We start from the raw sequence: 21,819 nt of genomic DNA, 5'->3' as shown, positions 1-21,819 counted from the left end.
TCTTCGCGGGCGCGCCCGCTCCCACAGCTACAGCGCCAGCAGTGAATGTGGGAGCGGGCCTGCCCGCGAATGGGGCCTCACAGGCCTTCCAGTAACGCCCGGTAATCCACGACCGCTGCAAATTCTTCGGTATCTCGTGGTTGTGCCTGGCTATCGGGCTGGCGCACCGCCAACAGATGCCCCACACCAAACCGCCGTGCACTGCGCAGAATCGCCAGCGTGTCGTCGATGAACAGGCTGCGCTCCGGCTCGAAGCCGATATCCGCCTGCAAGGCATCCCAGAACTGCGGGCTTTCCTTCGGGTAACCATAGTCGTGCGAGCTGATCAGCCGCTCGAAGTACGGTGCCAGCTCCACCCGTTCCAGCTTCAGCGACAGCGAGTCTCGGTGGGCATTGGTGATCATCACGACACGCTTGCCGGCCTGGCGAATTGCCGCCAGGAAGGTATCGGCATCCGGGCGCAGGGCAATCAGGTCGGCAATTTCCCGTTTCAGCTCGCGAATAGGCAGGCGAAGCTCGCGGCTCCAGAAGTCCAGGCAGTACCAGTTCAATGTGCCGGCATTGCGTTCGAACAGCGGTTGCAGCTCCATTTCCGCCATGGCCCGGCTTACACCGTGCAGTTCGGCATAGCGCTGAGGCAGGTGCTCGAGCCAGAAGCGGTTATCGTAATGCAGGTCGAGCAGAGTGCCATCCATGTCCAGCAGGACGGTATCGATGGCAGACCAGGGAAGAACAGGCATGGGAAACTCTCGATCAGTCGGCAAGCCACGGTATAGTAACCCGTTCACGCCAAGGAGCCGCCCCATGCGCCAGAAACCCACCGTACTCAGCCGCGAGATTGTCGCCAGCAGCCGCCTGTTCCGCGTCGAAGCCGTACAGTTGCGCTTCAGCAATGGCGCCGAGCGCACCTATGAACGCCTGGTGGGCCGGGGTAACGGCTACGGCGCGGTGATGATCGTGGCCATGGTCGATGCCGAGCACGCCGTGCTGGTGGAGGAATACTGCGGCGGCACCGATGAATACGAGCTTTCGTTGCCCAAGGGCCTGATCGAACCGGGCGAAGACGTGCTGGCGGCAGCCGACCGGGAGCTCAAGGAAGAAGCCGGTTTTGGCGCACGCCAGCTGGAGCACCTGACGGAACTGTCGCTTTCGCCGGGCTACATGAGCCAGAAGATTCAGGTGGTGCTGGCCAGCGACCTGTATGAAGAGCGTCTGGAAGGCGATGAGCCCGAGCCGATGCGGGTCGACAAGGTCAACCTGCGTGAGTTGTCAGCCTTGGCCATGCATCCGCAGTTCACCGAGGGCCGCGCCCTGGCGGCGCTGTACCTGGCCCGTGACCTGCTGATTCAGCGGGGGCTGCTGGAGCTATGAACGACCTGCAACTGATGCACGAAGTGGTCAAGCTGGCGCTGACGGCGGGCGAGGCAATCCTGCCATTCTGGCGCGCCGATATCGCGGTAACCAGCAAGGCCGACGATTCGCCGGTTACCGCCGCCGACCTGGCCGCGCACCGGGTAATTGCCGATGGCCTGGTGGCGCTGGCACCGCACATTCCGGTGCTGTCCGAAGAGGACTGCAATATTCCACTGGCCGAGCGCCAAAGCTGGAGCCGCTGGTGGCTGGTCGACCCGCTGGATGGCACCAAGGAGTTCATTGCTGGCAGTGAAGAATTCACGGTCAACATCGCCCTGGTCGAGAACGGCGACGTGGTGTTTGGTGTGGTGTCGATGCCGACCAATGGACGCTGCTACTTCGGTGGGCGCGGCATGGGGGCCTGGCGTGCAGATGCCGGCGAGGCAGCCCAACCGATCCAGGTTCGCAACGCCCCCCCGGAGGGCGAGCGTTTTACCGTGGTTGCCAGCCGTCGGCACTCCAGCGCGGAACAGGAAGCCCTGTTGTCCGGGCTTGGGGCTGCGGTGGGAGAGCTGGAGCTGGCCAATATCGGCAGCTCGTTGAAGTTCTGCCTGTTGGCCGAGGGCAGCGCCGATTGTTATCCGCGCCTGGCGCCGACTTCGCAGTGGGATACTGCAGCGGCGCAAGGCGTGGTGGAAGGGGCCTGCGGCGAGGTGATCGGGCTGGATGGCTTGCCATTCCGGTATCCGCCGCGCGAGTCGTTGCTTAACCCGTACTTCCTGGCATTGCCCGCCAATGCTGCATGGCGCCAGTCCTTCCTGAACCTGATTTGACGGACTCTCACCCTACCCTGTGGGAGCGGGCGAGCCCGCGAAGCAGGTACCGCGGTGCGGGGCACCGGCTTCGCCGGTGTTCGCGGGCCTGCCCGCTCCCACAGGTTTTACGCCAGCCTTTGGGTTTTGTGCAGCGCAGTTGCTTTCAGCGGCTGCTGGGCTAGCGGTGCAGGACGTACTGGCCGCTGAACCTCACCGCCGGCTCGTCACTGCCGTCATTGCTCACCGTGGTCTCCAACGTCAACCGCGCCCGCCCACGACGCTGGTACATGGCCAGGAATCGCTCCCAAGTCTTTTCGTCGGGCGCAGCACAACGCGCCACCGCCGCACCGGTAACCGGCAACGGGTAGCTGATCTGCCCTTCCTGGATGACGATATGCCCGTCATCGATCCCCCGTTCACGCAGGCGCAGGTGCAGCCAGCCCCAACCCACCAGCACTGCTGCGCAGTACAGGCTGCCGCCGAACATGGTGCTTTTGTGGTTGACGTTGGCCGCCAGCGGCAGTTGCAGGCGCAGGGTGTGCTGCTGCCAATCGATCACTTCCAGGCCCATCTGGCGGGTCAGGGGGATGTCGCTGTGCAGTACGGACTGCAGGTACTGGCTATCGGTGCTCATTAACGGTTGTCCTCTTGATCGTCATGCCCGCCGCTGCCGCCGTCGAAGTTCAAGCCGTGCTTGCGCAGCTTGTCATGCAGGGTTTTGCGGGGGATACCCAGTGCTTCGGCCAGGCTCCGCATGGAGCCATGTGGCTGGGCCAGTTCAGCAGCGATCAGCGAGCGTTCGAACTGCTCGACCTGCTCGCTGAGGTTGCCGCTCAGCATGGGTGCTGCCGGTGCTGCTGCCGAGGGGGCCTGGCTATCCAGTGCCAGTTCCAGGCCAAGGGCGAAACGCTCGGCGGCGTTCTGTAGCTCGCGGACATTACCTGGCCAGTCATGACGCAGCAGCAGGGCGCGTTGCGCTGGCTGCAGCGCATGCGGCGACAGACCATGGCGTTGGCTGGCAGCATCGGCGAAATGCTGGAACAGCACCAGTATGTCGTCCCCGCGTTCGCGCAGTGGCGGAATACGCAGCGGCGCGACGTTCAGGCGGTAATACAGGTCCGCGCGGAATCGCCCTTGGTCGGCAGACTGACGCAGGTCTTCCTTGGTGGCGGCAATGATGCGGATATCGAGCGGGATCAACTGGTTGCCACCCAGTCGTTCGACCACCCGCTCCTGCAGCATGCGCAGCAACTTCACCTGCACATCCAGGCTCATGCTCTCGATTTCGTCGAGGAACAGCGTGCCGCCGTTGGCAAATTCGAACTTGCCGATACGGCGCTTCTGCGCGCCGGTGAACGCCCCGGGCTCGTGGCCGAACAGTTCGCTTTCGACCACCGATTCGGCCAGCGCGCCGGCGTTGATCGCCACGAATGGCCCTTCGCTGCGGCTGGACAGGTCGTGCAGGGCGCGAGCCACCACCTCTTTGCCAGCGCCGGTCTCGCCCAGAATCAACACATCGGCGCGGGTGCCGGCCAAGGCACCGATCTGCTCGCGAAGGCGCAGCATGGCCGGTGAATGGCCGACCAGACGGGTTGCCAGTTGCTGGCGGTCGCTCAGCGCCAGACGCAGGCTACGGTTGTCCAGCACCAGCCGGCGCAAGGCCAGGGCACGGCGTACGCTGTCGAGCAGGGCGTCTGTGGCAAAGGGTTTCTCCAGGAAGTCATAAGCCCCGGCGCGCATCGCCTGCACCGCCAGCGGCACATCGCCATGGCCGGTAATCAGCAGCACCGGCAGCTCGCTGTCACGGCCGTGCAGTTGTTCCAGCAACTGCAGGCCATCGATGCCCGGCATGCGGATGTCGCTGACCACCACGCCGGGCCAGTCGGCCTCGATACGCTCGGCCAGGCCTTGAGCTTCGGCCAGGGCGACTACCTTGAGCCCAGCCAGGTCCAGGGTCTGGCTCAAGGCTTGGCGCAGGTGGGGGTCATCGTCCACCAGGATGACCTGGGCTCGGCTGTCGATCAGTGTCTCGGTGGTCATGCCGAGGGGTCCTCCGAATTGGGCAAAGTAGCGCCAGACGCGGCCACACGCAGCTGGAGGGTCAGCATTGCGCCACCTTCCGGGTGGTTGGCCAGTAGCAGTTCACCGCCCAGGGCGCGCATCAGGCTTTCACAGATGGCCAGGCCCAGGCCCAGGCCCTGGGTACGGGTCTTGGTTGTGAAGAACGGCTCCTTGGCGTGCTCCAGGGCCTGGCGGCTGAAACCGGGGCCGTTGTCACGGATGTACAGGTAGACGCAGTCATCACGCTGCTCGGCACTTAGCCACAGGCGACGCGGGTTGGCTTTTTCGGTCAGGGCGTCGAGGGCATTGGCCAGCAGGTTGCCTAGCACCTGGCGCAGGCGGGTCTCGCCGGCCTGTACCCACAAGGTGGCTTCCGGCAGGTCGCGGATCAGCTCTACGGCCATCGCCCGGCGGCGCTTGGCCAGCAGCGCCAGGGCATCGTCCAGGGCCGGCTGCAGGGCCACGCTCTCCGGGGCATGGCGGTCACGACGGGCGAAGGCGCGCAGGTGGGCAATGATCGAGGCCATGCGCCCGGTCAGCTCGCCGATCAGCTTGAGGTTGCCGCGGGCGTCTTCGGTACGTTGGTGGTCGAGCAGGATTTCGGCGTTTTCCGCGTAGCTGCGGATGGCGGCCAGGGGCTGGTTCAACTCATGGCTGATACTGGCCGACATGGTGCCGAGAACCGACAGCTTGCCGGCCTGCACCAGTTCGTCCTGCGCGCGCACGGCCTCCTGCTGAGCGTTTTCGCGCTCCAGCACGGCATTTTTCAGGCGGGTGTTCAGGCCTTCAAGGTCGGCGGTACGTTCGGCCACGCGCTTTTCCAGTTCCTGGCGGCCACGGGCTTCGAAGTCGATGCGGTCGATGTAATGGCGTCGCCGTTGCATCACCAGGCCGGCCAACAACATCAGTACAAGCAGCGTACCGGCACCGATGGCCATGACCGTCTGCACCGAGCGATCAACCAGCGTGCGCGGGGCGAGGATGCTGACTTGCCAGCCGGTTTCCTTGATGTCGCGGGTCTGGGTGATCCAGGCCTGCGGGTTGAGAACCAGCGGCTGTGGGGCCTGGGTCGGATAGGGCTGGATGGCGATGATGGCCTGGCGCTCGGCGTCGGTCAGCGTGCGGGTAGCACGGAAGCGCCAGTCGGGCCGCGAAGTCAGGATGACCACGCCATTGTGATCGGTCAGCAACAGCTGCTCGGGCGTACGGCCCCACAGGGTTTCGGTGTGGTCGAGATCGACTTTGACCACCAGCACGCCGACGATCCGCTCGCGATCCCGCACGGCCGCGGCAAAGAAGTAGCCACGTTTGGCCGAGGTGGTGCCCTGGCCGAAGAAGCGGCCCAGGTGGCCGGCCATGGCTTCGTTGAAGTAGGGGCGGAAGGCGAAGTTTCTGCCGACGAAGGTGTCGTGCTTGTCCCAGTTCGAGGCGGCCAAGGTGTTGCCGCTGATGTCCATCAGGTACATCACCTCGGCACCGGTCTGTTGCACGATGTCCTTGAGCAGGCGGTTGGCGTTGGTCACCGCTTCCAGGCGGAAAGGATCGGCCAGTACATCACGCAGCGCCGGCAGGTCGCCGAGAATTTGCGGCAAGGTCTCGTAGCGGTGCAGGGTACCGAGCAAGTTGGCGACATACAGGTCGAGGGTCTGGCGGTTCTGCGAGGCCAGCTTTTCCTGGTAATAGCGCTCGGCCAAGTGATGCAGGGGCCACAACAATGGGGCCAGGCTCAGCGCCAGCAGGGCCAGGCTGCGCCAGCGGGGACGGCGTGGGGGCGTGGGTTTTGCAATCATCACGTAAATGCGCCAGAAAAGTCTGACGCAATTATGCGCTAGTTAAGGCAGCAGTTCTGCCTCTGCCAATGGCAGGCCTACCTTGTCCTTGTCCGATAACAGCGGTGGCTGCTGCAGCCCCCAGTCGATGTCCAGTTGCGGGTCGTCCCAGCGGATGCAGCGGTCGGCGTCAGGGTTGTAGTAGTCGGTGGTCTTGTAGAGGAACTCGGCCGATTCACTCATCACTGCAAAACCGTGGGCGAAGCCAGGTGGAATCCACAGCTGGCGATGGTTGTCGGCCGACAGGTGCACCGCGACCCATTTGCCGAATGTTGGCGAGCTTTTGCGCACGTCCACGGCGATATCGCGGATTTCCCCGTGTACCACGCGCACCAGTTTGCCCTGGGTGTTTGCCACCTGGTAGTGCAGCCCGCGGAGCACGCCCTTGATGGAACGCGAGTGGTTGTCCTGGACGAACTCCACGTTCACGCCGGTTTGCTGTGAGAACTCACGGGCGTTGAATGCCTCGAAGAAAAAACCACGGCTGTCAGCGAACACCTTTGGCTCGATGATCAGTACTTCAGGGATTGCTGTAGGGGTGATGTTCATAGCGGCTCGCTGGCCCGTCGCTCAAGTATTGACCCTAGTCGGCCTTGCCGGAAATTTCCGCGCGTAGCTGTAACAGGATGCATAAGGTGTGGCTATGGTAGACAGCAGGCCGCTCCTTTCACCAGACCAGCGCTGACGTGTGTCGATTGTTATCGATTTAAATTCGCTGAATGGCGCGGAATTCTTCGATTTTCAGGCTTCAAATATCGATATATATCGGTTATAAATTGAAAAACGCCCCAGCTCACCCGGCTCAGGGCCATCACAGAGGTCACCCATGAAAACCCTCAACTCCACGCCCCGTGCCGATGGTTTCCACATGCCCGCCGAGTGGGCTCCACAAACTCAGGTATGGATGGTCTGGCCGGAGCGCCCGGACAACTGGCGCCTGGGCGGCAAGCCGGCGCAGGCTGCCCACGTAACCCTGGCCAAGGCCATTGCCCGTTTCGAACCTGTGACCGTCGCGGCCTCCGCTGGCCAGTACGAGAACGCTCGGCGCCAACTCGACCAGCCGAACATTCGCGTGGTTGAAATCAGCAATGACGATGCCTGGGTGCGTGACACCGGCCCTACCTTCGTCATCAACGACCATGGCGAAGTGCGCGGTGTAGATTGGGGCTTCAACGCCTGGGGCGGCTTCGATGGCGGCCTGTACGCACCCTGGAACCGCGACGAGGAACTGGCCGCCAAGGTGCTGGAAATGGAGCGCTGCCAGCGCTACCAGACCGAAGGTTTTGTGCTGGAAGGTGGTTCGATCCACGTAGACGGCGAAGGCACCGTGATCACCACTGAGGAATGCCTGCTCAACCGCAACCGCAACCCTCACCTGAGCCGCGAGCAGATCGAAGCGGTGCTGCGCGACCACTTGGCAGTCGACACCGTGGTGTGGCTGCCCGACGGCTTGTACAACGACGAAACCGACGGACACGTCGACAACTTCTGCTGTTACGTGCGCCCGGGCGAAGTGTTACTGGCCTGGACCGATGATTCCAACGACCCCAATTACGCGCGCTGCCACGCAGCCATGGACGTGTTGAAGAACACCCGCGACGCCAAGGGCCGCGAGTTCATCGTGCACAAGATGCCGATCCCGGGCCCGCTGTTCGCCACTGCCGAAGAGTGCGCCGGTGTCGACCAGGTCGCCGGCAGCCAGGAGCGTGACCCGTCGGTGCGCCTGGCGGGTTCGTATGTGAACTTCCTGATCGTCAACGGTGGCATCATTGCCCCAAGCTTCGACGACCCGGCAGATGCTGAAGCCAGAGCGATCCTGGCAAGGATCTTCCCCGACCATGAGGTGGTGATGATCCCGGGCCGCGAGCTGCTCTTGGGTGGCGGCAACATTCACTGCCTTACCCAACAGCAGCCAGCGCCGGTCAAGCGCTGAGCGCATAATGGATAAAGAGGCCCGTCACATGACGGGCCTCTTTTTTGCGCGGGCGACGCCCGGAGGCCGAGCTGGCATACGTTTTGTATTGTTTTTCAAACAGATAGCGAGATGGCATGGCCAGGCCGCGCCTCTGATCTGTAACAATACCAACGTAAATTAGCCGCTCACGGGCCAGGGAGTACGTGTGGACATGAACGCAGCAAGTGAGTCGGCTTTGCGCCCATCGGCAGTTGATCGCCAATCGCTCAGGCTTGTGGCGAAGTGGTTGAAACACCATGGAAGCATCAGGGTCAGGACGACCGACCCACGACGTCTGCTTGCCGGGCGATACCCCCAAGGGTTGATCAGTGAAGCAGAGATGCAGGCGCTGATGGCGGTGTGGCACTGATCGATTGCACCTGTACCTGCCTCTCCGCGGGCTTGCCCGCTAAGAGGCAGGTACAGTCAACAAAGATCAGAAGCTGTAGCTACCCGTCACCACAAGGCTACGCGGATCGCCCACCTGGATCTGCGCCGCACTGGTCGCCGAGCTGTAATAGGTCTTGTCGGCAATGTTGCTCAACGCCGCCCGCACATCCCAGTCATGCGTACGGTAGCCCGCCAGCGCATCCCAGCGGCCGTACCCCGGCAACAACGTGGTGTTCTGGTTGTCCGCATAACGCTCGCCCACCAGTGTCAGCCCGGTTTCGGCGTACCAGCCCAGTTCTGGCTTCCAGGTCACGAACAGGCTGCCATTGCGCTTGGCCACGTCATTGATGCGGTTGCCTTCCTGGCCGTTCTTGTCCTTGACGATGGTCGCATCCTGCAGGCCAATGCCGCCGCGTACATACCAGTTGCCGACGATGTTGCCGGTGGCAGTCAGCTCGATGCCGCGTGAACGCTGCATGCCGCTGAGCAAGATGATGTTCGGGTCGTTCGGGTCGCGGGTGCGGCGGTTGTAAAGTTCCAGCTCGTAGATAGCCAGGGTGGTGGTCAGGCGCTGGTCCAACCAGTCGCTCTTTACGCCTATTTCTTTCTGCCGGGTCTCTTCCGGGTCGGTTTTATTGGTGTTGCCCTGTGCCCCTGGGGTGATGCCGATCAAGCCGCCACCCACCGGTGAGAAAGTTTTGCTCCACGAGGCGTAGAACGAATGGTCGCGCCATGGCGTGTAGACCACGCCCAGGCGTGGGCTGGTGCTGTTGCTGTCCTGCGGTTCGCGCAAGCCATCCTTGTTGGTGGTTTCCACTTCGAACTGGTCAAAGCGCACGCCGGCGAGAACCTGCCACTGATCGTTCAGGCGAATCTGGTCCTGCAGATAAACCCCGCGGCTGTCGACCACGGTGTGGTTGTTGCTCGATACCGCCAACGCACCATTGTGCGGCTGGCTGGGTTTGCCCAGGCCTGGCAGGTCCTGTCTGCCAGCGCTGTACAGCAACGGGTCGCGCCGCTGGTTGCCGAACTCCAGGCCCAGCAGCAGCTTGTGTTCAAGGCCCAAGGTGTCGAAGTCGCCCTCGGCCTCCAGGTTGTTGAACAGGTTGCGGGTGTTCAGGTCCTGCTGCCAGCGTTGGCGGGTCAAGGTATTGGTGCCGGCGTCGTAGCCCGTGACATAGGTGTTGTCGAACTCGCTGTCGAGTTTGAACAGGCCCAGGGTGTGGCGCAGTTGCCAGGTTTCGTTCAACTGGTAGTTCAGCCGCGAACGCAGCGACTGGGCGCGATCATCGATGTAGTCGCGCTGGTCGCCGTAGGTGGTGCCGCGGCTGACGTCGGCGGGGCGACCATTGACCCCAGGAATGCCACGGTCGGGCGTGCGGTTGTAGCGGCTGTATTCATACTGCACCAGCCAGTTCAGGTCGGGGGTGATCTGCCAGCTGATCGACGGGGCGAACAGTTGGCGGCTGCCGTCGATACCATCGCGGAAGCTGTTGTTGTCCTGGTTGCCCATGTTCAGGCGCAGGCTGACCGTGTCGCTGGGGTCGGCGCTGAGGTCGGCATACAGGCTGCGCAGGTCTTCGCTGCCGGCCTGTGCTTCGATGGTCGAGCGGCGACCCGGCTCCGCTGCCTTGCTGACCCTGTTGACGATGCCGCCCTGGCTACCACGGCCATACAGCACCGCTGCCGGCCCCTTCAACACCTCGACCCGCTCGATGTTGTGCAAGTCGCGGATGTACTGGCTGTCGTCGCGGATACCGTCCAGGTAGAAGTCGTTGCTGGCCTCGAAGCCGCGGATGCGTACGCTGTCAAAACGAGTGTCGGCGCTGCTGCTGACGTTTGGGATGCCCTCCAGTGCCTTGCCCAGCGTGTTGCTGCCGTAGTCCAGCACATTGGCGGTTTTCACCGTATCGATGGCCTGCGGCACATAACGCACAGGCGTCGAAGTGCGGGTTGCGGTGCTCACCTCCTTGACCCGCGGGTTGTCCTTCTCGCGCTCGCTGTCGGCGGTAACCGACGACTCCGGCAGCGTGGTGGTGGCGGCACTGGCCAGGCTGGCGCTGAAAAGCAGCGACAGGCCGAGCGTCAGGGGTGAAAGGCGGCAGGGTACAAGCATGGGCACATTCAGACCGGGCAGTTGAAAATAAGGTGCGAATGGTAATGCTTGCTATTTGCTCTTGCTTGGGTATTTGTAAAGGGTTGTCTTTACATATGTATCTGTTTGTAACGGCCTCTGCGGCCACGCTTTGCCTGCTCACAGGAAATTGTCCGTTTGATCAAAAGGCAATTTCCTACACAAGATAAATTGCCCGCTGATAGCGCAAACCTGCATGAAAATGCACCGGATACGCCGAATTTCTTGGTTATATCAACCTGCATTTCACGACTTTTTGACATTTGTAATCTCGCGCGGCTAGGATTCGGCCAACGCCTGCTGGCCATGGTATTGGCCAGGCTGCTGCCAAGGGCCGCCGTGAACTTACCGGTTGGCCCGCCCGGCTGGATCCGCATAGCGTCGAACCTACGAAGGGGCGTTGGTTCCCGGCGTCATATTGCAGCGCGTTTTTGATTAAGAAATAAGGAAAACAACATGTTGAAAACCAGGACCAGCCTGGTCGCCCTGGCGATGATCGCCGCGACCCAGGCTCAGGCCAATGACCAGGCTGACAGCAAGGGTTTCATCGAGGACAGCCACGCCAACGTCCTTCTGCGCAACGCCTACATCAACCGTGACAAGAAGCATGGCACCGACGACCAGATCGAATGGGGCCAGGCGTTCATCGCCAACTTCTCCTCCGGCTTCACCCAGGGCACCGTTGGCGTCGGTGTCGACGCATTCGGCCTGTACGCCGTGCGCCTGGATGGTGGCAAAGGCCACAACGGTGGTGGCGGCGTCGACTTCTTCAAACCGCACGAAACCACCAATGCCGAAGGCAACGCCAGCTCGCCGCACAACCTGGCCCGTGGTGGTGCTGCAGTGAAGTTCCGCATTTCCAACACCGTGCTGAAGTACGGTGACCAGATGCCAGCACTGCCAGTACTGCAGTACGACGATGCACGTCTGTTGCCAGAAAGCTTCACCGGCACCCTGATTACCTCCAAAGAGATCCAGGGCCTGGAACTGAACGCTGGCCGCTTCACCCAGGAAGCGCGCAAGAGCGCCGAGCGCCGTGATGGTGGTGGCCTGAAGTCGATCAACGTCTTCGGTGCCAGCTACAAGTTCACCGACAACTTCACCGCTTCGCTGTACACCGCCGACAACGAAGACGTGATGAAGAAGCACTACCTGGGCTTGAACTACGTCTTCCCGATCGCCAGCGACCAGTCCCTGACCCTGGACTTCAACGGCTACAAGTCGGATATCAACAACAAGTACGTAAAAGCCGCAGGCCTGAACGGCGACTCCAACACCATCTGGAGCCTTGCAGCCACCTATGCGTACGGTGCGCACTCGTTCACCCTCGCTCACCAGCGCAGCACCGGCAGCACTGGCTACAACTACGGCTTCTACCAGAACGCCGGTGGCGTGGGTGACGGTGGTTCCACCATCTACCTGGCCAACTCGTACTGGTCCGACTTCAACGCCGAAGACGAGCGCTCCTGGCAGCTGGGCTACGGCCTGGACTTCGGTGCCTACGGCATTCCGGGCCTGACCTACAAGCTGGCCTACGTGGTGGGTGACAACATCAACACCCGTAACGTCGCCAACCCGCAAGGCTTCGGCGAAGGTAAAGAGCGCGAGATCTTCAACCAGATCCGTTACGTGGTGCAGGACGGCCCGGCCAAGGACCTGTCGATCAAACTGCGTAGCTCGTTCTTGCGTACCAACAACGCCGTGCAGCAGAACGGTTACAACGACGACGGCAACGAAGTCCGCGTATTCGTCGAGTACCCGATCAGCATCTTCTGATCCGCAGTTCTTCGCATGAAAGCTGGGGCCGCGCTGCGGCCCTTCGCGGGCTTGCCCGCTCCCACAGGTAAAGCGCCGCCTTCGATGGCGCTGCAAATTGTGGGAGCGGGCACGCCCGCGAAGGGCTGCAGGGCAGCCCCAGTCATGTTTGTCATGCAGGTTCAGTCTCTTCGTGGCGCAGTCTTGATGCCACAGTTCGTGTTGCAGTGTCCCCCGTCTCCGGTGCAAAGCTGTCGCTACGCGCCATCCGCCACATCCGTGCATAAAACTCGCTTTCGATCGAGCCATTGAGTAGCTCCCCCGGCTTTAGGAATGTGTGCAAGTCCGAAAACAACCCGATTTCGCTGGGGCTGATGCGCCGTGCCAGGTGCTTGGGCTTAAGCTCCGAAGGGTGCTCCAGGCCTGCGGCAGCCAGCATCTCGGCCAGTGCGTGCAGTGTGTTGCGGTGGAAGCTGGCCACCCGTTCGGCCTTGTCTGGTACCACCAGGGCGCGCTGGCGCAGAGGGTCTTGGGTCGCCACGCCGGTCGGGCACTTGTTGGTGTGGCAGCTCTGCGACTGAATGCAGCCAATGGCAAACATGAAACCGCGTGCCGAGTTGACCCAGTCAGCGCCGATGGCCAATACGCTGGCAATGTCGAAGGCGCTGACGATCTTGCCCGCGGCACCAATGCGGATGCTGGAGCGCAGGTTCAGGCCGACCAACGTGTTGTGCACGAACATCAGGCCTTCGCGCATTGGCACGCCCATGTTGTCGCTGAACTCGCGAGGTGCTGCGCCGGTGCCGCCTTCTTTGCCGTCGACAACGATGAAGTCAGGGTTGATGCCGGTGGCGAGCATGGCCTTGGCAATGCCCATGAACTCCCATGGGTGGCCCAGGCAGAACTTGAAGCCCACGGGCTTGCCGCCCGAAAGCTCGCGCAGGCTGGCTACGAACTGCAGCAGCTCCACTGGTGTGCGGAAGGCGCTGTGCGCGGCCGGTGAGATGCAATCCTCGCCTGCACGTACGCCACGGGTCTCGGCAATTTCGGGGCTGACCTTGTGCCCCGGTAAAATGCCGCCGTGGCCAGGCTTGGCGCCCTGGCTGAGCTTGATCTCGATCATCTTCACCTGTGCCGAGCGGGCCTGTTCGGCGAAACGCTGTGGATCGAAACGACCGTCCTCGGTGCGGCAGCCGAAATAGCCGCTGCCGATTTCCCAGATCAGGTCGCCGCCGTGCTCACGGTGGTACGGGCTGATGCTGCCTTCGCCAGTGTCATGGGCAAACCGGCCCATGCGCGCGCCGCGGTTGAGCGCGGCGATGGCGTTGGCGCTGAGGGCGCCGAAACTCATCGCCGAGATGTTGAAGATCGAGGCCGAGTAGGGCATTCGGCATTGCGGCCCGCCGATGGCAATGCGGAACGAGGCAGGGTCTGGCGTGGCCACCGGCAGCATGGAATGGCTGATGAACTCGAAACCAGGTTGGTAGGCGTCGTTGAGCGTGCCGAATGCTTTCTCGGCGCTTTCGTTCTTGGCGCGGGCGTAGACCAGCGAGCGTTGCGAGCGGGAGAACGGCAGCTTGTCGTCGTCACCTTCGATCAGGTACTGGCGGATTTCCGGGCGGATGGTTTCGATCAGGTAACGGATATTGCCCAGGATCGGGTAATTGCGTCGCACCGCATGGTGGCTTTGGCGCAGGTCATTCAGACCGACCAGGCTGAGCAGCGCGGTGATCAGCGTTACCGGCCACAGCCAGGCATGTTGGGCCAGCAGGGGCAGGCTGGCGAAAGTGAAGACAAGGCAGAGTACGAGGCAGGCGTAGCGGCTGGGAAGAGAGTGTTTCATGGGTCCATCGCAGGCAGGATGACCGGGCATAGGATAGGCAAACGCAGGGGACGGAAAACCTGGGTAACCGGTAAAAGACTGTTACCTGATTGCGAATTCCCAGGCCTGCGCAGCCCTATGTTGTGGGCGGCCTTGTGTCGCGATGGGCTGCTCCCACAGAAGATCGCGTTAGCCAGGCAGCAGTATGCTGACCCGCAATCCACCGCTCTCACGGTTCGACAGCATCAGCTCACCCCCATGGCTGGTGGCGATCCGCTGGGCAATGCTCAGCCCCAGCCCATATCCGCCGGATGCCTGGTTACGCGACCCCTCACCGCGCACGAACGGGTCGGTAATGGTCGTCAGCAGCGCTGGCGCAATCCCCGGCCCGCGGTCGTCGATGTGGATGAACACCCCTGTGGTGGTCCGCTCCAGCGTGACAGAAACATCCTTGGCATAACGCAACGCATTGACCAACAAGTTCTGCAGGCAGCGCTGCAGCAGCAGGGCATCTCCCCGCAGGCTGTTCACCCGGCCGTGCACCGGCAGTGGTTCCTGGTCCGTCGCCAGGTCCGCACACTGGCGCGTCACCAGCCGGTCCAGGTCCACTTGCTGCAAATTCTGCTGCTCTCCGGCACGCAGGTAATCCAGAACCTGACCGATCATATCGTCCATCTGCGTGATGTTCTGCCGCAGGCGCTGGCGGTGTTCGTCATCGGGTAAGCGCTCCAGGCGCAGGCGCATGCGAGTCAGTGGGGTGCGCAGGTCGTGAGACACGGCGGCCAGGAAGTAGGCCTTGTCGTTGACCATGGCAATCAGCCGCTGCTGCATGGCGTTGAACGCCTGCGCCGCCTGGCGCACTTCCTCCGGGCCATCCAGCGCCAGGGGAGGCTGTTCGAGGTTACTGCCCAGACCGCGTGCGGCATCGGCCAGGCGCCGCAACGGGCGCAGGCACAGGCGCACGGCAATCAGGCACACCAGCAACACGGCGACAATACGCAGCGCATACACCCGCAGCAGGTAATCGCTGATCAGCACCCAGGCCGACTCGCCGCTCCAACCCTGCAGTTCCTGGCCCGCAATGGTCAGCCAGTGGCCATCGGCCAGCGGCACCGCGAACTGGATATGGGCCTGGGCCGTGCGCAGGCCGAACAGGCTGCGCCAGACGATCGGTTGGCCCAGTTCGTCGGTGAGTTGCACGTTCATCAGGCGCACGTCCTGGGCATGCCCCAGTTCGTACTTCAGGGCCTGCTGCAGCAACAGCTCGACCCGTCTGCGCCCAGGGCGCTCGTCATGCTCTTGCGCAGGCAGGCTTTCGACGCAGCGAAGCTGGTAGTGGGCTGGCGCCTGCAATGTACCGCCGTGGCAGTCGGCTTGGGTAACCAGGGGGGCGCTGCGTGCAGCAACCAGTCGCACGGGCACCTCTAGCGCCTGGGCGAAACGCACATCGAACCAGATACTGCTCGACATCAACTGGATCACCAGCGTGCCACTGACCATGATCAGCAGCAGTTGACCAAACAAGGTGCGTGGCCACAGCCGGTGAAACCAGCGCATGTCAGGCCCCGGCCGTGAGGCTGGCGATACTCAGCAGGTAGCCTTCGTTGCGGATGGTCAGGATTTGCGCGGCCCCCGCCGGCGCCCGGCGCAGTTGCTGGCGCAGGCGGCTGACGCACATGTCCACCGAGCGGTCGTCGGGCAGGTGGTCGCGGCCGAACGCGCTGCGGGTCAGTTGATCACGCGAGACCACACGGTTGTTGGCTTCCAGCAGTTCGCGCAGCACGCGGTAGTCGGAGCGCGGCAGGGTCAGGGTCTCGCCATCCGGGCGGGTGAGCAGGCGCTTGACGTGTTCCAGACGAAAGCCTGCGAACAGCTGGGCGTCCACCACGGGCTCTTCGGCACAAGTGCCCAGGCGTTGCGGACGACGTAGTACGGCTTTGATCCGGGCGATCAGTTCGCGTGGTTCGAAGGGCTTGGCCAGATAGTCGTCGGCGCCCACCTCCAGGCCGATGATGCGGTCCAGCGTGCTGCCCTTGGCTGACAGCATGATCACCGCCAACCCCGGGGTGGCCTGCAGCTGCCTGCACAGGCTAAGGCCGTCCTCACCCGGCAGCATCAGGTCGAGCACCACCAGTTCCACTTTGTGCCGGGCCAGCTGGTCGCGCATCTGTTCACCGTCGGCTGCGGCCAGCACGTTGTAGCCGGCATCGCTCAGGTAATCACAAAGAAGTTCGCGGATTTCGTCGTCATCATCGACAACCAGCAGGGTCGTGCTCATGCAGAAAAACACCTGTTAGGTGAGGGCCGGTGGCGCTCGTTACGTTCAATTACATCCCCGTACATGTCGGGGCTGGAGCCCGGAGGGCTGATCCCTAGAATCCTAACAAAAAATCATCTGCAAATACGAAGCCTTCCCAAATGAATCCCAAGAGCATCCCGACAGTGTTCACCCCCTTCAGTCAAAGTGGCAGTCGCCTCAAGCCGCTGGCCTTCTGCGTTGCCGTCGCCATCAGCGGTGGGGCAATGGCTGCCGACGGCAAACCCCTTGTACTGGACGCCACGCAGATCGAAGACAGCGCATTATTGCCTGCCGACGAGGCCGGCCAGTTGGGCTACACGGTCGAGAGCACCCGTAGCTCCACAGGCCTGGCACTGACACCACGGCAGACGCCGCAATCGGTTACCACCATCACCCGCCAGCAGATGGATGACCGCGACATCCACACCATCGAGCAGGCACTGGGAACCACCCCAGGCGTAACAGCCAACAAGTCCGAGGTGGGTGGGCGTACCGACTACCGCGCCCGTGGTTACTCGATCAGCAATTGGAAGGTCGATGGCCTGCAGACCCAGGGCGGTTCCGATTTCAGTGGCAGCGGCAATGCGCTGAACATGGACCTGTACGAACGCATCGACATCGTGCGCGGCGCCAACGGCCTGCTGGGCGGCACCGGCGACCCCTCGGCAACCGTCAACCTGATCCGCAAGGCACCCACCAAAACCTTCGGCGGCAGTGCCTATGCCACTTACGGCAGCTGGGACAAGCGTCGTCTGGGGGCTGACTTGAACCTGCCTCTGTCCGAAGATGGCCGCCTGCGTTCGCGCTTCGTGATGACCCAACAGGATGCCAACTCCTTCCGTGACAACCAGTCCGAGCGCTCCCGCGCCGCGTTGGCCAACTTCGAATTCGACCTGGACGACGCCACCACCCTGGGCGCCGGTTACCAGTATGAGTACAACAAGGTTGTGGGCGGCGGCTGGGGGGCGAACATCCCGATCTGGTACCGCGATGGCAGCAAGACCGACTTGCCGCGCAGCACCAACGTGGTGCCCAGCTGGAGCTTTGGCGAATACACCACCCGCACTGCGTTCGGTTCGCTAGAGCACCGCTTCGACAACGACTGGACCCTGGACCTGAAAGCCGCCCAGGCCACCACCGAAGCCCTGAACCACCGGGGCCTTGCCAAGGTGAACTCGGCAGGGCGCGGCAGCTACGGTGGCTATTGGGACCAGGACGGCAGCGGCGCCGTACTGAACGGTTTGCACAGCTCCAGCGACACCACCCAGCAGTCGGCGCAGATCGACCTGTCTGGCCCGTTCCAGCTGTTCGGCCGCACCCACCAGGCGATGGTCGGCTACAACGACAGCCGCACCGTCGGCTGGTCACCCCAGTACACCTGCACCATGGTCGGCGACGGCATGGCCAGCGCGCCTGCACTGGGCTGCCAGTTCCGCGCCAACAACGGCTTCCCGGTGACCGACTGGCATAATGGCGTGGATGACGACTACGACCTCATCGCCTCGCGCAGCGGCCTTCACAGCAAGACCACCACCCGCCTGCAGGGCATGTACGCCGCCACCCGCCTGAGCATCACCGACCCGTTGTCGGTAATCGTTGGCGTGCGCACCAGCAACTATTCCTCGGTCACCCGCAGCGTGGCCGGCGAGCGCAGCAGCCAGGAAGAAAACGGCATCGTCACCCCCTACCTGGGCGCGGTGTATGACCTCAACGACAACTACTCGGTATACGCCAGCTACACCGATATCTTCACGCCGCAAACCTCTGAAACCAGCAGCGGCAGCAAGGTCGAGCCGATTCGTGGGCAAAGCTACGAAACAGGTATCAAGGGTGAGTGGTTCGATGGTCGCCTGAACGCCTCGGCGGCCTACTTCCGCACCAAGCAGGAAAACAAGGCCGTGTTGGACGGCGACCTGACCACCCCGACCGGCGGCAGCGCCTACAAGGCCGGCTCCGGGCAGGAAACCGACGGTATCGACCTGGAAGTCGCAGGCGCCCTGACCCCCAACTGGAACGTCTACGCCGGTTACACCTACCTGCACTTCCGCCGCGTCGACAGCGACGGCCGCAGCGACCCGTCGCACCTGTTCAAGGCCTCCACCACCTACCGCCTGAGCGGCCCGCTCGACCGCCTGACCCTGGGCGCCGGCGTGACTGCGCAGACCAACATCCGCGCCATCTCCAGCCCGGCAGGCCAACCCACCAACGGTGTGAGCAATGGTGCCACTGACGTGAACTGGTCCGGTTATGCCATCTGGAATGCCATGGCCAAGTACCAGCTGACCGACGACACCAGCGTCAGCCTCAACGCCAACAACCTGTTCGACAAGCACTACTACAGCCAGTACGGGTTCTATGCCGGGGCGATCTACGGCGACCCGCGCAACCTGTCGTTGACGGTAAGCACCGCGTTCTGATCAGCTCTTCCACAAGGCCTGGCGCTGTACCTGTAGGAGCGGGTTCACCCGCGAACACCGGCGCAGCCGGTGCCTGCAACCGCATCGCCAGCGTCGCGGGCACGCCCGCACACGGAATCAGCGCTGGGCTCAAGGCCTGCGCTGGGCCGCCAAGCGGCCCTTTCTCACCTGGGCTCTGCCGCTTGCCCTAGATCAACCGGCTTCTCCAGCTGGCCCTCGAAGCTATTCCAATCCTCACCAAACAGCTCCACCGGATGCATGGTCCGGTCTGCGCCATTGCCACAGGCTAGCGCCTTGGCAGGGCAGTACAGGTCGCAACCCCAGCAGATACGCTCGGGGTGGCGAGGGTTTGTGGGGAATCTCTTGGCCATGCTCAACCTCCCTCAGGGCTACCTGATCTGAACGTAAAACCCTCGCCCAGCCCGTCGTTTGACCGCCATCAATCCATTGGCGATCAACTGAGGTGAATGTTTTACAATCTTTCGAGCCTCGCCTTGGCGGGGTATCGCAGGGTCGATGATGCACCTTGCTGTATCGCAAAAGGAGTTGCTCTGGTGCACCATTCAACCGGCAAGCGCGGCGTGAGTTACGATCCGCCTCAACGGCGGCAACGCAGGGACATTCCATCCATCGTGCGCCGGGTGACGCTGGGCATTGTGGTCGTCTGGTTGGCACTTGTGGCAAGCCTGGGCGGGTGGATAGCGCAGCGCCTTACGACAGAAGAACTCGACAACCTGGCGGCAGGCGCCGAATACGAGGCCCAGATTACGGGGCGTGTGGTAGACCGCCTGTTCACCGAGATGGCCAGCGTGGCCAACATGGTGGCTCGTCAAAGCGAGGTGATCCAACTCGCTGCCCGATATCGCCATGATCCGCCTGGCTTCGCGGCACTCACGCGTGAGGAGCGCGCTTCGAAGTTCACCCGTGACCCGTTGGTGCGAAGCGTGGGTGATTTCATGGATAGATTGGCCAGTGATCTTCACTATGCCCGTATCTACATGAACAACCTCTCAGACGATACGGTGACGGCCAGCAACTGGGCGGAGTCATTCAGCATCGTTGGCCAGATCTATACGGGCAGGGCCTACCTCCTCGACGCATTGCGCACCGGCAGTGGTGAAATGTTCGGCATTGCCCGCCTGAACAAAACCCCCTCCTATTTCGTAGCCAGCCGCATCGACGATGCTGACGGCAAGCCACTCGGCTCTGTCACGGTCAAGTTCGATGCCCCGGACATCGCCCTTTACCTGACAGGGCGTCACATTGCCTTGATTGTGAACCGTCAGGGGCGCGTGACCACCGCGTCCAGCGAACCCTTCATGCTGCGTAACGTGGCGGCACTGCTCCCCCCCGATATTCGCAGGCCTCTGGATGGCGACGAAGAGCCGGGCGAGCCCATGGATATCCGCGCTGTGACAGGCGCGGGTCAGGCCGATCAATGGCTCATTGGCGGGCACCCTTATCTGGTTCATCGCCAGCCCCTGAACGACGCGCAATATCAGCTGCTGACGCTGGCAAAGCTTGATCACCTGCAGCCGATGCGTCAGCAGTACTACTGGACCGGAGCCTCTGTGGCGGCGCTCGGGTTGATCTTGATTTTGCTCTCCAGCCGTGTGGCCGGGCAGATGCTGCTGCGCCGCCAGGAAGAACGCTATGCAGCCAACTATGACGCGCTGACCGGGTTGAAGAACCGGCGTGCGATCCTGGCTGCCTTGCATCGGCATTTCGCGTTGGCGAAGCGAACGGGGCAGGGGGTGCTGGTGGCATTTATCGACCTCGACGAATTCAAGGCGATCAACGACACCTACGGGCACGAGGTGGGGGACAAGTTCCTGATCGAAGGCAGCCGGCGCTTGCAGGGCGGGTTGCGGGCAACGGATGAACTTGGGCGCTGGGGTGGTGACGAGTTCGTTGTGATCGGCTTGACCGCTTCGATCAACCCGGACGAAATGGCCAAAACTGCCGCAGCGATGCGCAGGCGGCTGGTGCCGCTGCTGATTGGTAGCTACGAGTTTGACGACTGCCGGTTCGATTACGCGGGTGCGAGTTTTGGTATTACGAGTGTTGATCCCGCTGCGACTTCGCTGCAGGCCGCGCTTAAAGCGGCGGATCAGTTGATGTATGCCGATAAAGAGGTGCGGCGGGGGTTGCGGAGGGTTTGAGAGGGGTGAGGGCGGGCATAACGGCACCCACCTTTCGGTGAGAGTTCTCTGGGTAACTTCACAGCCGGTCGGTTACCATATCGCCAAATTGGCGATACGATCATGCCATGTCTACCAAATACCGATTTCGCGACAAGTACCGCATCGAGCCAAGGGAAAGGGATCATCTACCACCCCACGTTCACCTTACGGGCGGTGCGGTGGATGTGGTGATCAGTCTGGAATCTGTGACTGTTAGCCAAGGCAGGGCACCTGCGAAAGTGGTGCAATAAGCCCTGGCCTGGGTCGCGGCCCATCAGGTCGATTTGTAGGAGTGGATGAAATGGCATCGATGAAACGTCCCCGTCTGAAGGGGGTACAGCCCCGATCGGGCGCCAGCCTTGAGCTTACCTTTACCAATGGGCAGCATTTCACCCTGGATATGAGCGATGCCCTCAAGACGTATCCTGGCTTGGCGCCACTGTCCAAGCGCAAAGCGTTTGAAGGCGTCGTATTGGGCGACGGAGGATGGTCGGTGGAGTGGCCTGCGCTGGATATTCAGATTGGTGCGGACACCCTGCTACTGGATGCGCTTGCCCAAAACGCACCTGATGAAAACACCCGAGTTTTCATTTGCTGGCGCTTGCGGCACCGGATGACGCTCGACCAGGCTGCTGAAGCGCTGGGAGTCAGCGCCCGCAGCATCAGCCGCTACAGCAGTGGTCGTGAAGCGGTACCACGCACATTGGCGCTGGCATGCCTGGGGTGGGAGAGCTTGGAGCAAAGAGCCGCCTGATAGGGCTTTCTGACGCTTGTGGGAGGGCTGAGGTTTCGCTGTTCCGGTCTGAG

General features: G+C 62.5%; 18 protein-coding genes. 8 read left to right on the top strand and 10 right to left on the bottom strand.

What is annotated here, in order from left to right; genetic code table 11:
- Positions 1-77: 77 nt before the first annotated feature.
- A complete protein-coding gene (gene yrfG, locus ACYCCG_RS15795) occupies positions 78-740 on the bottom strand; it encodes a GMP/IMP nucleotidase (protein ID WP_176683642.1) in 663 nt (220 codons plus the stop codon).
- A gap of 64 nt (positions 741-804) precedes the next feature.
- On the opposite strand from yrfG, the gene nudE reads away from it, so the two are divergent.
- Positions 805-1,371, top strand: a complete 567-nt coding sequence (gene nudE, locus ACYCCG_RS15790) for an ADP compounds hydrolase NudE (RefSeq protein ID WP_339443449.1) — start codon at positions 805-807, stop codon at positions 1,369-1,371.
- Positions 1,368-2,186 carry a 3'(2'),5'-bisphosphate nucleotidase CysQ gene (gene cysQ / locus ACYCCG_RS15785; RefSeq protein WP_209968740.1) on the top strand — a complete coding sequence of 273 codons (819 nt, stop codon included), beginning with the start codon at positions 1,368-1,370 and terminating at the stop codon, positions 2,184-2,186. The genes nudE and cysQ overlap by 4 nt, the downstream gene beginning before the upstream one ends.
- Before the next feature lie 160 nt (positions 2,187-2,346).
- On the opposite strand, the gene ACYCCG_RS15780 is transcribed toward cysQ, so the two are convergent.
- Genes ACYCCG_RS15780 through rfbC form a run of 4 tightly spaced genes read right to left on the bottom strand, consistent with a single transcriptional unit; the run spans position 2,347 to position 6,607 of the window.
- On the bottom strand, positions 2,347-2,802 hold the full coding sequence (locus ACYCCG_RS15780) for a thioesterase domain-containing protein (protein WP_176683640.1): 456 nt from the start codon (positions 2,800-2,802) through the stop codon (positions 2,347-2,349).
- The gene (locus ACYCCG_RS15775) at positions 2,802-4,208 is read right to left on the bottom strand and encodes a sigma-54-dependent transcriptional regulator (RefSeq protein ID WP_176683639.1); all 1,407 of its coding nucleotides are present in this window, start codon (positions 4,206-4,208) and stop codon (positions 2,802-2,804) included. Before ACYCCG_RS15775 ends, ACYCCG_RS15780 begins: the two co-directional genes overlap by 1 nt.
- Positions 4,205-6,019, bottom strand: coding sequence for a sensor histidine kinase (locus ACYCCG_RS15770; protein ID WP_176683638.1), 1,815 nt, complete (start codon positions 6,017-6,019; stop codon positions 4,205-4,207). Before ACYCCG_RS15770 ends, ACYCCG_RS15775 begins: the two co-directional genes overlap by 4 nt.
- Before the next feature lie 42 nt (positions 6,020-6,061).
- Positions 6,062-6,607 (bottom strand): dTDP-4-dehydrorhamnose 3,5-epimerase, encoded by a 546-nt coding sequence (gene rfbC, locus ACYCCG_RS15765; RefSeq protein ID WP_176683637.1) that lies wholly within the window; start codon positions 6,605-6,607, stop codon positions 6,062-6,064.
- A gap of 277 nt (positions 6,608-6,884) precedes the next feature.
- Here rfbC and aguA point away from each other — a divergent pair, with 277 nt between their 5' ends.
- A complete protein-coding gene (gene aguA, locus ACYCCG_RS15760) occupies positions 6,885-7,991 on the top strand; it encodes an agmatine deiminase (protein ID WP_019438876.1) in 1,107 nt (368 codons plus the stop codon).
- 457 nt (positions 7,992-8,448) lie between these two features.
- On the opposite strand, the gene ACYCCG_RS15755 is transcribed toward aguA, so the two are convergent.
- A complete protein-coding gene (locus ACYCCG_RS15755; protein ID WP_176683636.1) occupies positions 8,449-10,518 on the bottom strand; it encodes a TonB-dependent receptor in 2,070 nt (689 codons plus the stop codon).
- Between the two features lie 474 nt (positions 10,519-10,992).
- On the opposite strand from ACYCCG_RS15755, the gene ACYCCG_RS15750 reads away from it, so the two are divergent.
- Positions 10,993-12,312, top strand: a complete 1,320-nt coding sequence (locus tag ACYCCG_RS15750) for an OprD family porin (RefSeq protein WP_392460609.1) — start codon at positions 10,993-10,995, stop codon at positions 12,310-12,312.
- A gap of 151 nt (positions 12,313-12,463) precedes the next feature.
- On the opposite strand, the gene ACYCCG_RS15745 is transcribed toward ACYCCG_RS15750, so the two are convergent.
- From ACYCCG_RS15745 to ACYCCG_RS15735, 3 genes are all read right to left on the bottom strand, one after another.
- On the bottom strand, positions 12,464-14,134 hold the full coding sequence (locus ACYCCG_RS15745) for an FMN-binding glutamate synthase family protein (protein WP_459671071.1): 1,671 nt from the start codon (positions 14,132-14,134) through the stop codon (positions 12,464-12,466).
- Positions 14,135-14,302: 168 nt separating this feature from the next.
- Positions 14,303-15,670 carry an ATP-binding protein gene (locus ACYCCG_RS15740; protein ID WP_459671069.1) on the bottom strand — a complete coding sequence of 456 codons (1,368 nt, stop codon included), beginning with the start codon at positions 15,668-15,670 and terminating at the stop codon, positions 14,303-14,305.
- A gap of 1 nt (position 15,671) precedes the next feature.
- Positions 15,672-16,391: a response regulator gene (locus tag ACYCCG_RS15735; protein WP_459671067.1), complete on the bottom strand. Its 720-nt coding sequence runs from the start codon at positions 16,389-16,391 to the stop codon at positions 15,672-15,674.
- 140 nt (positions 16,392-16,531) lie between these two features.
- Between ACYCCG_RS15735 and ACYCCG_RS15730 the strand changes: the two genes are divergently transcribed.
- Positions 16,532-18,829 carry a TonB-dependent siderophore receptor gene (locus tag ACYCCG_RS15730; protein WP_459671065.1) on the top strand — a complete coding sequence of 766 codons (2,298 nt, stop codon included), beginning with the start codon at positions 16,532-16,534 and terminating at the stop codon, positions 18,827-18,829.
- A 164-nt stretch (positions 18,830-18,993) separates the two neighbouring features.
- Here the strand turns inward: ACYCCG_RS15730 and ACYCCG_RS15725 are convergent, their stop codons facing one another.
- Positions 18,994-19,200: a DUF3079 domain-containing protein gene (locus ACYCCG_RS15725; RefSeq protein ID WP_459671063.1), complete on the bottom strand. Its 207-nt coding sequence runs from the start codon at positions 19,198-19,200 to the stop codon at positions 18,994-18,996.
- Positions 19,201-19,380: 180 nt separating this feature from the next.
- On the opposite strand from ACYCCG_RS15725, the gene ACYCCG_RS15720 reads away from it, so the two are divergent.
- The 3 genes from ACYCCG_RS15720 (at position 19,381) to ACYCCG_RS15710 (ending at position 21,766) form a co-directional block, all read left to right on the top strand.
- Positions 19,381-20,991: a GGDEF domain-containing protein gene (locus ACYCCG_RS15720; protein ID WP_459671128.1), complete on the top strand. Its 1,611-nt coding sequence runs from the start codon at positions 19,381-19,383 to the stop codon at positions 20,989-20,991.
- A 107-nt stretch (positions 20,992-21,098) separates the two neighbouring features.
- Positions 21,099-21,263: a DUF4160 domain-containing protein gene (locus ACYCCG_RS15715; protein ID WP_459671061.1), complete on the top strand. Its 165-nt coding sequence runs from the start codon at positions 21,099-21,101 to the stop codon at positions 21,261-21,263.
- 50 nt (positions 21,264-21,313) lie between these two features.
- On the top strand, positions 21,314-21,766 hold the full coding sequence (locus ACYCCG_RS15710; RefSeq protein WP_459671059.1) for a DUF2442 domain-containing protein: 453 nt from the start codon (positions 21,314-21,316) through the stop codon (positions 21,764-21,766).
- The last annotated feature ends 53 nt before the right edge of the window (positions 21,767-21,819 follow it).

It is taken from the genome of Pseudomonas sp. VEM90 (genome assembly GCF_054611535.1).
This window is presented reverse-complemented; position numbering and strand designations above follow the sequence as displayed.

Coding starts and splice junctions, on each gene's coding strand:
- nudE (WP_339443449.1), top strand. CDS start 805: ATGCGCCAGAAACCCACCGTACTCAGCCGCGAGATTGTCGCCAGCAGC.
- ACYCCG_RS15750 (WP_392460609.1), top strand. CDS start 10,993: ATGTTGAAAACCAGGACCAGCCTGGTCGCCCTGGCGATGATCGCCGCG.
- ACYCCG_RS15755 (WP_176683636.1), bottom strand. CDS start 10,518: ATGCTTGTACCCTGCCGCCTTTCACCCCTGACGCTCGGCCTGTCGCTG.
- cysQ (WP_209968740.1), top strand. CDS start 1,368: ATGAACGACCTGCAACTGATGCACGAAGTGGTCAAGCTGGCGCTGACG.
- ACYCCG_RS15780 (WP_176683640.1), bottom strand. CDS start 2,802: ATGAGCACCGATAGCCAGTACCTGCAGTCCGTACTGCACAGCGACATC.
- ACYCCG_RS15710 (WP_459671059.1), top strand. CDS start 21,314: ATGGCATCGATGAAACGTCCCCGTCTGAAGGGGGTACAGCCCCGATCG.
- ACYCCG_RS15770 (WP_176683638.1), bottom strand. CDS start 6,019: ATGATTGCAAAACCCACGCCCCCACGCCGTCCCCGCTGGCGCAGCCTG.
- rfbC (WP_176683637.1), bottom strand. CDS start 6,607: ATGAACATCACCCCTACAGCAATCCCTGAAGTACTGATCATCGAGCCA.
- yrfG (WP_176683642.1), bottom strand. CDS start 740: ATGCCTGTTCTTCCCTGGTCTGCCATCGATACCGTCCTGCTGGACATG.
- ACYCCG_RS15740 (WP_459671069.1), bottom strand. CDS start 15,670: ATGCGCTGGTTTCACCGGCTGTGGCCACGCACCTTGTTTGGTCAACTG.
- ACYCCG_RS15775 (WP_176683639.1), bottom strand. CDS start 4,208: ATGACCACCGAGACACTGATCGACAGCCGAGCCCAGGTCATCCTGGTG.
- ACYCCG_RS15730 (WP_459671065.1), top strand. CDS start 16,532: ATGAATCCCAAGAGCATCCCGACAGTGTTCACCCCCTTCAGTCAAAGT.
- ACYCCG_RS15715 (WP_459671061.1), top strand. CDS start 21,099: ATGTCTACCAAATACCGATTTCGCGACAAGTACCGCATCGAGCCAAGG.
- aguA (WP_019438876.1), top strand. CDS start 6,885: ATGAAAACCCTCAACTCCACGCCCCGTGCCGATGGTTTCCACATGCCC.
- ACYCCG_RS15735 (WP_459671067.1), bottom strand. CDS start 16,391: ATGAGCACGACCCTGCTGGTTGTCGATGATGACGACGAAATCCGCGAA.
- ACYCCG_RS15745 (WP_459671071.1), bottom strand. CDS start 14,134: ATGAAACACTCTCTTCCCAGCCGCTACGCCTGCCTCGTACTCTGCCTT.
- ACYCCG_RS15725 (WP_459671063.1), bottom strand. CDS start 19,200: ATGGCCAAGAGATTCCCCACAAACCCTCGCCACCCCGAGCGTATCTGC.